General features: G+C 66.3%; 12 protein-coding genes. 11 read left to right on the top strand and 1 reads right to left on the bottom strand.

Translation table 11 applies throughout. The annotated features are described in order from the left end of the window. The 11 genes from GSF02_RS12245 to GSF02_RS12195 all read left to right on the top strand — a co-directional run. The coding region (locus GSF02_RS12245; RefSeq protein ID WP_211100090.1) for a hypothetical protein at positions 1-755 on the top strand (755 nt) is incomplete at its 5' end. Positions 756-1128: 373 nt separating this feature from the next. Beyond that, positions 1129-2058, top strand: a complete 930-nt coding sequence (locus tag GSF02_RS12240) for a nucleoside hydrolase (protein WP_235915528.1) — start codon at positions 1129-1131, stop codon at positions 2056-2058. Positions 2059-2161: 103 nt separating this feature from the next. Continuing rightward, positions 2162-3430: an ABC transporter substrate-binding protein gene (locus tag GSF02_RS12235; protein ID WP_235915527.1), complete on the top strand. Its 1269-nt coding sequence runs from the start codon at positions 2162-2164 to the stop codon at positions 3428-3430. 57 nt (positions 3431-3487) lie between these two features. After that, positions 3488-4435, top strand: coding sequence for a carbohydrate ABC transporter permease (locus GSF02_RS12230; protein ID WP_235915526.1), 948 nt, complete (start codon positions 3488-3490; stop codon positions 4433-4435). Continuing rightward, entirely contained in the window at positions 4432-5337 is a 906-nt protein-coding gene (locus GSF02_RS12225) for a carbohydrate ABC transporter permease (RefSeq protein WP_235915525.1), read from the top strand. Before GSF02_RS12230 ends, GSF02_RS12225 begins: the two co-directional genes overlap by 4 nt. A gap of 11 nt (positions 5338-5348) precedes the next feature. Then, positions 5349-6767, top strand: a complete 1419-nt coding sequence (locus GSF02_RS12220) for an FGGY-family carbohydrate kinase (protein ID WP_159796702.1) — start codon at positions 5349-5351, stop codon at positions 6765-6767. 57 nt (positions 6768-6824) lie between these two features. Beyond that, positions 6825-7814 carry a sugar phosphate isomerase/epimerase family protein gene (locus GSF02_RS12215; RefSeq protein WP_159796699.1) on the top strand — a complete coding sequence of 330 codons (990 nt, stop codon included), beginning with the start codon at positions 6825-6827 and terminating at the stop codon, positions 7812-7814. 3 nt (positions 7815-7817) lie between these two features. Further along, positions 7818-8729 (top strand): transketolase, encoded by a 912-nt coding sequence (locus GSF02_RS12210; RefSeq protein WP_159796696.1) that lies wholly within the window; start codon positions 7818-7820, stop codon positions 8727-8729. Then, the gene (locus GSF02_RS12205; RefSeq protein ID WP_159796693.1) at positions 8726-9673 is read left to right on the top strand and encodes a transketolase family protein; all 948 of its coding nucleotides are present in this window, start codon (positions 8726-8728) and stop codon (positions 9671-9673) included. Before GSF02_RS12210 ends, GSF02_RS12205 begins: the two co-directional genes overlap by 4 nt. Positions 9674-9693: 20 nt before the next feature. Beyond that, positions 9694-10719, top strand: a complete 1026-nt coding sequence (locus tag GSF02_RS12200; RefSeq protein ID WP_408003894.1) for a sugar-binding transcriptional regulator — start codon at positions 9694-9696, stop codon at positions 10717-10719. Positions 10720-10820: 101 nt separating this feature from the next. Beyond that, a complete protein-coding gene (locus tag GSF02_RS12195) occupies positions 10821-11711 on the top strand; it encodes a D-isomer specific 2-hydroxyacid dehydrogenase family protein (protein WP_201308905.1) in 891 nt (296 codons plus the stop codon). A gap of 53 nt (positions 11712-11764) precedes the next feature. Here GSF02_RS12195 and GSF02_RS12190 read toward each other — a convergent pair whose 3' ends face one another. After that, positions 11765-12580 (bottom strand): hypothetical protein, encoded by an 816-nt coding sequence (locus GSF02_RS12190; RefSeq protein ID WP_159796684.1) that lies wholly within the window; start codon positions 12578-12580, stop codon positions 11765-11767. Positions 12581-12592 lie beyond the last annotated feature (12 nt).

The following is a 12592-nucleotide window of genomic DNA, read 5'->3' as shown; positions in this document are numbered from 1 at the left end:
GCGTCGTCGGGTACTCGGTGGCGCTGGTGCCGAACGTTGTCGACGGGCGTCGCGAAGCACCCGTGTGGTTCGGTGCCGGCCGTCTGGACAAGGCGCTGGCGCTCGGCCAGCTGCGGGCGCGCTGGGGCGAGGAGCGCGCGGGCGATCCCGCGCTCGTGCCGGTGTGGACGCGCAACTGGAGGACGTCGGCGGCCGCCGACAAGGTCGCGCTGACCAATCCCCCCGCGGACGCCGGCGCCGCCTTGGCGGGACTGCAGGGCCGCCTCGACGACGGTGCGCAGAGGCTCGCTGCGATCGACGCCGCCGGCGCTCTCGCCCGTGCATCGATCGCGCTGGAGAAGGATCAGCCGGGGCCGCTGGCGGAGGCTTCCGACGCGCTGGCCCGCGCGGGGCAGCCTTCGAAGTGGGACGCCCGCGACCCTGGCCGGCGTGCTCGCGAGCAGGCCGCGCTCGAGGCCGCGTATGCGGCTCGGCTCGTGGCGCGCGCGACCGGGCGCGACTCCAAGCGCGGATGGATCGGCGTGCTGCGCCAGGTCGAGCGCACCGCCCGTGCAGTCGCGCACGCCCAGCAGCTGCAGGCCCGCATCCAAGCGGCGCAGCGCACCTACGCTGCGCTGGCGGCAGTTGTGGAGGTAGTTCCGCAGATGACGACGGCGCAGCGTGCCGGGGTTACGCCAGTTGCCCTTCGCGCGACGCCGACGTATCGACGCAACGTCGACTTGAGCCGGGATGCTAAGGGCTACGACCGCGGTTGAGCTCCGCAAGCGTCATGCGGAGCACCGTGCTCTGTGTCCTCGGCCTTAGTGGCGCCGTGCAAGGTGGCATCTTCGAGTGCCCGTCTCACAGATGAGATCTGGTGAGGCTGCTCGGCCGGCCGGCGGAGAGCCTCAGTTCTCTACGTCGTGCTAGCGCCTTGGGGTATCGACGTCGGTTGGTCGCTTGACACGAAGCGCATCCCATCCCTAGGTTCAAGGCACGTTCATTCGGGGACGAATACATATTCAGGAGTCGATGATGACGCTGCCCCCCAAATACGGGTCCTCTTACGACTTACCGCCGGACCGCACTTGGTCGCTCGGGTCGGCTCCATGGCGATCGATGGCGCATCTCGGTCGACCCCGGGCGCGTGTGATCATCGATAACGACTTTTCGGGCGATCCTGACGACCTGTACCAACTCGTGCATCACCTCCTGTCCACCACCGTGGAGATCCGAGCGATCATTGGGTCGCATCTGCGCGAGGGTGACCCCTTCGATCCCGGCCCAGACACCGCTGCCAATGCCGTGGCGGTGGTCAAAGATGTGTTCGCCCGCATGGGTCTGAAGGACGAAGACCTGATCTTGCAGGGTTCCAACCTGCCTTTGACGGACGTGCAGACGCCTCAGGATTCGCCGGGCGCACGCGCGATCATCGCGGAGGCGATGCGCGACGACATCGATTCGCCGCTCTACTACGTTGCTGGTGGCGGCCTTACCGACCTGGCGTCTGCGTATCTGCTGGAACCACGCATCGCCGACAAGGTGACGGTCGTGTGGATTGGTGGGCCCGAACATGATGGCCTGGCCTATCCGCCGCCGGGAGGGATGCCGGTTGAGTACAACCTTCTGATCGACGTCACCGCTGCGCAGGTCGTGTTCGGGCACTCGGAACTCGCGCTATGGCAAGTACCACGCAACGTCTATCGCCAGTGCCTCGTCTCTGACGCAGAGCTGCGGCTGCGGGTTGCTGGCGAGGGGTTGATCGGCGCCTACCTGTACGACGAGGTGCGCAAGGTCATGGACCGGGCAACGGCTCAGGGTCGCGGGCCCGGCGAGACGTACGCCCTCGGCGACTCTCCTCTCGTCCTGCTCACAGCGCTGCAGTCACTATTCGAAGCCGATGGCACGTCGAGTCTTTACGAACTGCGGCCTACCCCTGCGCTCACGTCAGACGGCGCCTACCGAGCCGTGCACGGCAGCCGCTCCATGCGTGTGTACACGTGGGTCGACACGCGACTGATGTTCGAGGACTTCTTCCTCAAACTCCGCGAGTTCGCTCAGTGGCAGCGGGGCGCCTAAGAACTGCTCTTGGTTCGCCCATAACTGTGGCGAGTCCCACCGATACGGATACGGCCCTACGAGGGGCGCCGGGGCAAGGCCCCGAATCACCATGGAGGCAACGGTGCTGAAGAAGACGAAGTGGAGCGTGGCGGTCGCCACGCTCGCAAGCGTTGGCCTGGTGTCCGCGTGCAGCGGCGGCAACGAGGCCGCCGGCGGGGAGGCTGGCGGCGAGGTGACCGTCTGGATGACCACGCAGGAAGACACTCAGAAGGCCGCCTGGGACGAACTGGTATCCACCTTCGAGGAGCAGAACCCCGACATCACGATCAAGACCGAGGCGCGCGCAATCGACGCACACAAGGACGCTCTGCGTCAGGTCGCGGGGACCAACTCCGGGCCCGACATCTACTGGTACTGGGAAGGTGCGGGCCTCGGAGGCGAGCTGGTCGACGTCGGGATGAGCAAGGACCTGACCGAGTACTACGAGCAGTACGGCTGGGACGACAGGTTCACCAGTGCCGCCCTGTCGTCGGTCACCCAGTACGGCGGCTACCACGGAGTGCCCTGGACCCAGCAAGCCCAGGCCATCTTCTACAACAAGAAGCTCTTCGAGCAGGCCGGTATCACTGAACTGCCCACCACGTACGACGACCTTGTGAAGACCGCTGAGACACTCAAAGGCGCCGGGATCACGCCGATGGAGTTCGGCGGCACCGTGAACTGGCACGTCATGCGCCTGCTCGACTCCCTCATCGAGACGAAGTGCGGCGCCGACAAGGCCGATGAGCTCAACACGGGCGACGGTGACTGGGGCACCGAGCCCTGCGTGACTGAGGCGTTTACCGAGCTGAAGACCTGGGCAGACAACTACCTCAACGAGGGGTTCATGGCCATCAGCAACGACGACTCCTCTCAGCTGTTTTTCACCGGGGAAGCCGCGATGACTATCGAGGGCACCTGGTTCGAGTCGAACGCGATCGACGGTGGCATGAGCCCGGAGGACATCGGCATCTTCGCCTTCCCCACCGGGACTGAGCGGCTCTATGGCTTCGGTGAGGGCTTCTACATCAACGCAGAGTCTGACCAGCCCGACGAAGCGGCGAAGTTCCTCGACTTCATCACCTCCACCGAGGGGCAGGAGATCGCTGGCAACGCCTGGGCGGCCCTGTCGGTAAACAAGGACGTGAAGCCATCGGGCGACTCGGTCCTGGCGCCGACGTGGAACGAGCTGTTCGCGAACGCCGAGGGCATCTACACGAACAACGACCAGAACTTCTCCACCGCCGAGACAACCGAGTACTGGCGCGTCCAAAACTCCGTGCTGACCGGTGACCTCGCTCCCGCCGATGCAGGCGCAGAGTTCCAGGCCTTCCGGGACGCCAACCAGTGAGCCAACTGTCCGGGGTGGGCACTTGTTGCCCGCCCCGGACAGTCGAGAGGAGTCACGGTGACCGCCACAGCCGATACCCAGGCAGGTCCCATCACAATTGAAACCCAGCCGTCGCGACGCAAGCGCAAGTCCAGCAAGTTCGTCCAAGCCTTGCCCTATTTGATCCCTGCGCTGGCCCTGTACGGCTACTTTGTTGTGTACCCGATGATCGACGCGGTCCGGCTGTCGTTCTTCCAGTGGTCCGGGTTCCGCACCGAGAGCCCTGTGTTCGTCGGCCTCGACAACTACGTGCGCCTGTTCACCGAGGACCCGGTGTTCTGGAAGGCGCTGCAGAACTCGGTCATATGGGTCGTGCTTTCGCTGCTGGTGCCGACGCTGCTCGCGCTGCTGCTTGCGCTCGGCCTCAACCGCAAGATGCGTGGGCGCAACCTCATGCGCTCGATCTTCTACATCCCCTCGGTCTTCGCCTCAATCACAGTTGCCGCGATGTGGCGTTGGATCTACAACCCCACTCTTGGGCTGGTCAACCAGGTGTTGGAAGCGGTCGGGCTGGAGTCGTGGACCCGGACCTGGCTCGGAGACCCGGAGATCGCGCTGTACTCCGTCTTCGCAGCGTCCATCTGGCAGGCAGTCGGTTTCTCGATGGTGCTGTTCCTGGCCGGACTTCAAACCGTGCCGCACGAGCTCATCGACGCGGCGAAGGTCGACGGCGCCAACGCATGGCAGGTCTTCCGCAACGTCACGCTCCCTGCCTTGCGGCCCACCACCGTAGTCGTCGTCATCCTGACGATCATTAACTCGCTGAAGGTCTTCGACCTCGTTGTCGGCATGACCGGCGGCGGGCCGGCGCAGTCGACTCAGGTGCTCGCGCTGTGGTCGTACACCCAGTCGTTCACCAACCACAGCTTCGGCATGGGCGGGGCGGTCGCGACCGTGCTGCTGATTTTGTCCCTGGCCCTGGTCATCCCCTACATGGCCTGGTCGATGAAGGGAGAGGACAAGTGAGCACCGCCCTGACAACGCCCGTCGGCGCCGACCTCGCCAGGAAGAACCACACACCACCGCCGGGCCCCGCTGTTGGCCAGCGCGACTGGGTCGGCATCGGTCTGTGGATCGCTCTTGTGGTTAGTTGCGCACTGTGGGCCGCCCCGTTCTTGCTGATGTTCCTGACTTCGGCCAAGACGAACGCGGATATCAATCAGTCCGCGGCGTGGACACTGCCGGAGACATGGAACTGGGCGAACTACTCCGAGGCGGTCGAGACCGGTGACCTATGGAACACGGGCGCTAACTCCCTGCTGATCGCCGTCATCAAGGTGCCGCTCGGGTTGTTCATCGCGGCCGCGGCGGCGTTCGCGATCGCGCGTCTGCGGTTTAAGTTCCACCGCATCGTTCTGGGAGTCATTGCCGTGGGCTCCATGGTGCCCATTCAGATCGGACTGGGCCCGTTGTTTTCCACCATGCTAAGCCTGGACCTGCTGGATTCCCGAATGGGGCTGATACTGCCCTATCTTGCCTTCGGTATCCCCTACCAGATATTCGTGCTGTACGGCTTTTTGCGCGCCATTCCGGACGAGCTTGAGGAGTCCGCTCGGATTGACGGCGCATCGACTTTCCGGATCTTCTGGCAGGTGATCCTCCCGCTCGCGAAGCCAGCGCTGGCCGCGTTGTTCATCTTGGACTTCGTTAGTACGTGGAACGAATACGCGATGGCCACCACGCTGCTGCGGTCGCAGGAGAACTGGACCGTTCCGCTCGCTGTGCAGTCCTTCTCCACCCAGCACGGCACCTCGTACGGACCGCTGAATGCGTTCATTCTGCTGTCGGCGATCCCCGTCCTGATCGTCTACCTGATGTTCCAGCGTTACTTCGTCTCCGGTGCCCTCGCCGGGGCAGTCAAGGGTTGAAAGGGGCGACCATGGACGTCGTCATCGCCCTAGATCAAGGGACGACGAACACCAAAGCTCTGGCCATCGACGAGACCGGCGCGGTGGTAGCACGTGCGAGCGTGCCCGTCGCTATCGCGCATCCGGCACCACGACAGGCCGAGCAGGACGCAGAGGAAATCTGGCACCTGTCGGTAGAGGTGATCCGTGCGTGTCTCGACCGTGTGGGAGCCCGGCACGTTGCCGGTCTGGCGATCAGCAATCAGCGCGAGTCGGTGGTCGCGTGGGACCCGACGACGGGAATGCCGATTGCGCCGCTGCTGAGTTGGCACGACACCCGAACAGTCGAACAGTGCGCACAACTGGCGAGCGACGACATTGCAACGCTGGTCCACGAACGTACTGGTCTGCCGATCGATCCCATGTTCTCCGCCCCCAAAATGGCCTGGCTACTTCAGCGTGCGGCTGGCAACACGCTCGTGGGCACGGTCGACAGCTGGTTGGTGTGGAAGCTCACCGGGGGCCGAAGCCACGTGATCGAGGCTGGAAACGCCTCGCGCACTCTGCTGTTCCGCCTCGACAAGCTGAACTGGGACGACGACCTACTCCACCTATTCGAAGTGCCGGCCTCGGCTCTGCCCGAAGTGCGCTCCTCGAGTACCCAGATGGGAGTCGTCGCGTGTGACGGCCTGCCCTCCGGCCTTCCGATCCTGGCAGTCATGGCCGACTCCCACGCCGCGCTGCGCGGACACGGAGGAGGCTCCCCCGAGCTCGTCAAGGCCACATACGGCACCGGATCGTCCGTTATGCAAGGAAGCGGCGCTCGTCTGCGTTATCGCTCCGGAATTGCCACAACCCTCGCCTGGCTCACCGACCATCCCACCTACGCACTCGAGGGCAACATTCGTTACAGCGGAGCGGCTCTAGACTGGACCGCCCGCATCTTGGGAGTACAAAACAGTGCAGCCCTCAGCGCGTTGGCCAGCACGGTTCCGGATGCCGGTGGCGTGAGCCTCGTGCCGGCTTTCGCGGGTATGGGCGCGCCGTTCTGGGACCCCAGCGCTGTCGGCGTCCTGACAGGGCTCACCGCAGGCGCCACGCCCGCGCACGTCGCGCGAGCAGCTTTCGATGCCGTCGCGATGCAAGTGACCGACGTGGTCGAAGCGATGAACGACGAGGCTGGCGAGCTGGGCTTCCTTCGCGCAGACGGCGGCGCGACGGTATCGACTCTGCTCATGCAGACACAGGCGGATGCCCTTGGCGCTCCGGTGACCGTGGCTGGGCAGGCCGACGTTGCTCTGTACGGCGCAGCTGAACTGGCCTTCGAGGCACTAGGCAAGCGACTTCCGCCTTGCCCCGCCAGCGCAACCTACAACCCTAGGCTCGATGCCAGAGCTCGGCGAAAGGCCCGCGGGCAGTGGTCTCGAGCCGTCGGGCGCGCCCGCCTGTGACAGAGCGTGCACGGCGTGAGACAGTTGATTCGAATCGATGATCGGAGCTGAATAAAAATGCCTTCACGGCTTCCTGAGTTCGGTGCCGGCCTGTGGCACTTCGCGTCGTACGTGGACCGCTACGCCACCGACGGGTACGCCCCGCCGGTCACCACGCTCGAGCAGATCGACCGTGCCGGCCAGGTCGGTGACCTGTCGTGGGTGGACGTGCCCTACCCGTTCACCGAGGGCGTCACCGTCGACGACGTCTCGGCCGCCCTCAAGCGCAACGGCCTGCGGGCGATCGGCGTGACGCCCGAGATCTACATGCGCAAGTACGCCAAGGGTGCGTTCACGAACCCCGACCCGCAGGTCCGCGCCGACCTGCTGGCGTTCCTGGACGAGGCGGCCGAGGTCGTCCGGGCCCTGGACGCGAAGTACCTGAAGGTCTGGCCCGGCCAGGACGGCTGGGACTACCCGTTCCAGGTGTCGCACCAGGAGCAGTGGGAGCTGGCCGTCTCCGGCATGCGGGAGCTGGCCCAGGCCAACCCCGACGTGAAGATGGTCATCGAGTACAAGCCGCGCGAGCCGCGGGTCAAGATGTTCTGGGACTCGGCCGCCAAGACCGTCCTGGGCATCAAGGCCATGGGCGTCGACAACGTCGGGGTGCTCCTCGACTTCGGCCACGCGCTGTTCGGCGGGGAGTCGCCCGCGGCGTCGGCCCAGCTGCTCATCGACCACGGGCTGCTGTGGGCGATGGACGTCAACGACAACCTGCGCGGCTGGGACGACGACATGGTCGTCGGCACGGTGCACCCCGTCGAGGTCTTCGAGTACTTCTACACGCTGAAGGTCAACGGCTGGGAGGGCGTGTGGCAGCTCGACCAGTTCCCGTTCCGGGAGGACACCGTCGAGGCGGCGAGGCTGTCGATCCGGTTCCTCAAGGCGATCCACCGGGCGCTGGACGAGATCGACATCGAGGCGCTGCGCGCCGCGCAGGCCGACCAGGACGCGATGAGGGCCCAGAAGCTGGTGCAGGACGCCCTCTTCAGCAGCATGAGGGGTTGAGAGATGACTGTCGAGGAAGACCTCGTGCCGGACGTCGGCGCGGTCCCCGTCGAGGCGCTGCGCGTCTTCGGCCGGACGGCCCCGGACGCCACGCGGGAGGAGATCACCGCGCACCTGCGCGAGGCGGCCCGGGCGGTGCGCCGGCGCGACATCAAGATGGTCCGCGCGGCCGGGCTGGGGCACATCGGCGGGGAGTTCTCCGTCATCGACATCCTGGTGACGCTGTACCTGCACGCGATGAACGTCGCCCCGGACCGGCTGGACGACCCCGACCGCGACCGGTTCATCCTGTCGAAGGGCCACGCGGCCGCCGCGCTCTACACCACCCTGGCGACCGCCGGCTTCCTGCCGCCGGAGCAGCTGGGCACGTTCATGCAGCCGCTCTCCCCGCTCAACGGCCACCCGGCCCGCACCAAGATCGAGGCGGTCGAGGCCAGCACCGGCCCCCTCGGGCACGGGCTGCCGATCGCGGTGGGCACGGCGTTCGCCGGCAAGCTCGACGGGTCCGGACGCCGCACCTTCGTTGTCGTCGGCGACGGGGAGCTGCAGGAAGGCTCCAACTGGGAGGCCCTGATGACGGCCGGCAACCACCGGCTCGAGCACCTGTGCGTGGTCGTCGACCGCAACCGCCTGCAGCAGGGCGCGAAGGTGTCGGACACCAACGACCTCGAGCCGCTGGCCGACAAGCTCGCCGCGTTCGGGCTCGAGGTGGTCGAGGTCGACGGGCACGACCACGGCGCGCTCGTGGACGCGTTCGCCGCCGTCCCCGCCGCGTCGGGCAGGCCCACCGCGGTGATCGCCCACACCCACAAGGGCCACCCGATCTCGTTCATGTCCGACAACGTCGCCTGGCACCACAAGGTCCCCTCCGAGGGGCAGGTCGACCAGGCCCTGGCCGAGCTGGAGAACTCATGACTACCCTCGCAACCTCCACGCTGCATGATTGCCGCGACGCGTACGTCGCTGAGCTGGTCCAGCTCGCGGAGAACGACGAGCGAATCGTCGCCGTCGTGAACGACTCCGTCGGGTCGAGCAAGCTTGCCCCGTTCCAGGAGAAGTTCCCCGATCGGCTGATCAACGTCGGCATCGCTGAGCAGGACATGGTCGGGGTAGCCGCCGGGCTCGCCAACGGCGGCAAGGTGCCGTTCGTCTCGGCCGCATCCTGCTTCCTCACCGCCCGGGCGATGGAGCAGATCAAGGTCGACGCCGCCTACTCCCGCCACCACATGGTGCTCGTCGGGCAGAGCCCCGGGATGGCCTACGGGGAACTGGGGCCGACACATCACTCCATCGAGGACCTCGCCTGGCTCCGTGCAATCCCGGGCCTGACCATCGTCGTTCCCGCCGACCCGGAGGAAACGGCGCAGGCCATCCGCTGGGCCGCACAGCACGACGGCCCAGTGTTCATCCGGGTGAGCCGGATGGGCGTGCCCGCTGTGAACCCCAATGACTATGAGTTCGTTGCCGGCAAGGCTGTGACCCTGCGCGAGGGGCAGGACATCGCCGTTGTGGCGACGGGTACGGTCGTCTCTCGCGCTCTCGAGGCTGCCGAGTTGCTCGCGGCGAGGGGGATCAGCGCGCGCGTCTTGTCGATGCCCACAATCAAGCCGCTCGATGAGCAGGCGCTGCATGCCGCGGCGACGCAGACCAAGGGCATCGTCACGGTTGAGGAGGCCCTCACCAGTGGGCTCGGTGGAGCCGTGGCGGAGTACCTCGCCCAGCACGTGCCTGCCCCGATGCGCTTTGTTGGAGTGCCGGATCAGTTCGCTCCCACGGGTTCGGTCAGTTGGCTGCTGGACCACTTCGGCATCAATGCTGAGGGCATCGCCCATGCAGCCGCGGACCTGTTGGGCGTCTGAACGACCGCGTACACTCGCATGTGCAGTCGGAGCTGAATACGGCAACGGAAGGACCGACGTTGGCAATCGGCTTGGCCGCCTCACCTTCGGACCGCCGACCTCAGTTGCACGAGCAATCGCGGCTGATGGCCAAGATCGCTCGCATGTATCACGAACGCGGGATGCGCCAGGCAGAGATTGCGGCCGAGTTGCACGTCTCACAGCCCCGCGTGTCCCGACTGCTCAAGAAGGCGGCAGAGGTTGGGATCGTCCGAACGACGGTCAGCGAACCTCCGGGCGTTTACACCGAGCTCGAGCAGCGACTCGAAGCGACTTACGGGCTTTCCGAAGCTGTCGTCGTCGACTCCAGCGGCCACACTGACGAACTGCGAGCCCTCGGTACCGCGGCCGCCGTATACCTAGAAACGACTCTCACCGGCGGTGAGTCCATCGGTATATCGTCCTGGAGCGCATCTCTGCTGGCAACAGTGGACGCCCTGCGGCCGTTCACGACCCGGGTGGTCACTGAAGTCGTGCAACTGGTAGGCGGTATCGGAGAGCCGCGCGTTCAGGCGGATGCCACTCGCCTGCTCACGCAACTGGCGGCGGCCACCGGCGCTGAGTCGATCTTCCTCTCAGCACCGGGACTCCTGGGTAGCGTGCAAGCACGCGAATCCCTGATGGGAGATCCCACCGTTACGCAGGTCAGTACTCGCTGGCCCAACCTCAGCATGGCGCTGGTCGGCATAGGGGCACTTGAGCCGTCGCCACTTCTGCGACGGTCCGGCAATTCCATCGCGGAAGCAGACCAGGAAGCGCTCCGCCAGGCCGGTGCAGTAGGAGACGTCTGCCTGCGCTTCTTCAATGAGAGCGGCGAGCCGGTGACTAGGGAACTGGACGAGCGGGTCATAGGCATCGATCCCGACGTCTTGCGCTCAATCCCTCGCCGCGTCGCGGTTGCCGGTGGAGAACGCAAGACCGCAGCCATCCGGGGAGCGCTACGCGGCGGATGGGCGAACGTGGTGATAACCGACGTTAACACCGCGCGGTCGATCCTTGAGGAGTAACGCCGACGCCTGCGTCAGCCCTCCGTTGGAATATATCAATGCTATGAACGACGCAAGGGATTGACATGGTCGGCATAAGCGTGATGCCGCACGCCGGAGACATGAGCACCGCCGTGACGCGTGCTCTTCGCGTCGCCGGCGTTCCGTTGGTGCCCCTCGGCCCGGAAACTGACGGGATCGTTTGGCTTGGCTTCCACGACCCGGTGGGCCTTCGCGACGTCCTTGAGCAAGCTCCCGGCGCCCGCTGGGTTCAACTGCCGTCCGCAGGGGTGGACGATTACGCTCGGGCGGGGGTCCTACGCGGCAGAGACGTGATATGGACGTCGGCCAAGGGCGCCTACTCCCGCCCTGTGGCCGAGCATGCGCTCGCTCTCATCCTCGCCATGCTGCGACATCTGCCCGAGCGCGCCCGTGCCGGGTCTTGGGGCGAGCAGAAGGGCACCTCCCTGCACGGGCAGAACGTAGTGATCGTCGGAGCCGGCGGAGTGACGCGCGAATTGCTCCGCCTGCTTGAGCCGTTCGGTGCCAACAGCGTCATCGTGCGCCGTCGGCCCGATCCGCTGCCCGGCGCAACACGTACGGTTACGCAAGAGCACTTGCGCGATGAACTCGGTACTGCCGACATCGTCGTTCTCGCAGCAGCTCTAACACCAGATACGCGCTTTCTGATTGGGCAGCGTGAGATCGCCACGATGCGTCCCGACGCGATACTTGTCAACGTCGCTCGCGGCGCTCTCGTGGACACCAAAGCGCTAGTAGACGGCCTTGCGGATGGGCGGATCGGTGGGGCGGCCCTCGACGTGACTCACCCGGAGCCCTTGCCTGATGGGCATCCTCTTTGGAGCCAGCCGCGCGCTTTGATCACTCCGCACAGCGCCGACACGACCGGCATGATCGAACCGCTTCTGCGGGAGCGAGTCGTCCAGAACGCGCTCTGCTTCGTCGTTGGCGATCCTCTCGAGGGCATCGTCGATCCAGAGCTCGGCTACTGATTGCGGCACGCACCAATCGCCGTGACTCATCGCAATCCGCCGGACTCAGTCAGTTAGCGCGTTAGTTCAGGGCTCCTCTCGCGTGCGCCTGAGCGTCTCAGAATCGTGCGCGCTCGAGGGGCACTGCCGCGACGGGAGTCGCGCAGGACCGCGTTGGCCGACTTCGGGAAGTTGGTCGCCGACGTGCGGCGCGCCTCGGCCGCTGCGTCCGGCACCGCCTTCAGCTCATGCTCGCTGGCGCGGGTGTACGGCGGCGGCGCGTCCGCCGAGGACGCGTCCGCACTGATGCGGTCCGCCTCGGCGTGGTGTTCGCGGGCGTCGTCCCGCAGCTCCTGTGCCTCGCTGGCGTCGGCGGCGGCGGACGGGTCGGCTACCTCCTCCTTGTCGTCGGCCCGCTCGTCGAGCTGGGCCGAGGCAGCCAGATCCTCGCGGGCGAGGGCGTCCTGACGGCGAACGGCCATGGCATCGTCGAGAGCATCGACCAACGCCTGGCGACGCGCCTCCTCGCTCTCCGGGTGCGCGAGGCGGATCGCCGCAAGGTTGATGCCATACCGGCTGTGCAGCTGCTCCGCGACGATCGCGTCGGCCTCCCGGCCGCGCACGTCGTGCCGAGCGACCGCGGCGGTGTACCGCGCGACGTCGGCGATCGCAGCCGGCGACGCAGCGCGCCAAAAGCCGTCACGCTGCACGCGCTCGTGCACCAGGCGGGTGTTCTCCCGCACCTGAGCGTCCTGGCGGGCGACCTCCTGGAACTGCGCCGCCGACCGGGCGGCCTGGTTCCGCGCAGAACGCTCGCGCAGCTGCCCGAGCGCCATGAAGGCCGTGCGGACGAGCTGGTCGGTCTCCTGGGCGATTTCATCCTCGATCATGCGTGCCCTCCC

This window comes from Puerhibacterium puerhi, assembly GCF_009846865.1.
In the GTDB taxonomy this organism is placed as follows: domain Bacteria; phylum Actinomycetota; class Actinomycetes; order Actinomycetales; family Cellulomonadaceae; genus Puerhibacterium; species Puerhibacterium puerhi.
This window is presented reverse-complemented; position numbering and strand designations above follow the sequence as displayed.

Excerpts from the sequence above, each read along its gene's own strand:
- GSF02_RS12220 (WP_159796702.1), top strand. The coding sequence starts at position 5,349 with ATGGACGTCGTCATCGCCCTAGATCAAGGGACGACGAACACCAAAGCT.
- GSF02_RS12215 (WP_159796699.1), top strand. The coding sequence starts at position 6,825 with ATGCCTTCACGGCTTCCTGAGTTCGGTGCCGGCCTGTGGCACTTCGCG.
- GSF02_RS12210 (WP_159796696.1), top strand. The coding sequence starts at position 7,818 with ATGACTGTCGAGGAAGACCTCGTGCCGGACGTCGGCGCGGTCCCCGTC.
- GSF02_RS12205 (WP_159796693.1), top strand. The coding sequence starts at position 8,726 with ATGACTACCCTCGCAACCTCCACGCTGCATGATTGCCGCGACGCGTAC.
- GSF02_RS12195 (WP_201308905.1), top strand. The coding sequence starts at position 10,821 with ATGAGCACCGCCGTGACGCGTGCTCTTCGCGTCGCCGGCGTTCCGTTG.
- GSF02_RS12190 (WP_159796684.1), bottom strand. The coding sequence starts at position 12,580 with ATGATCGAGGATGAAATCGCCCAGGAGACCGACCAGCTCGTCCGCACG.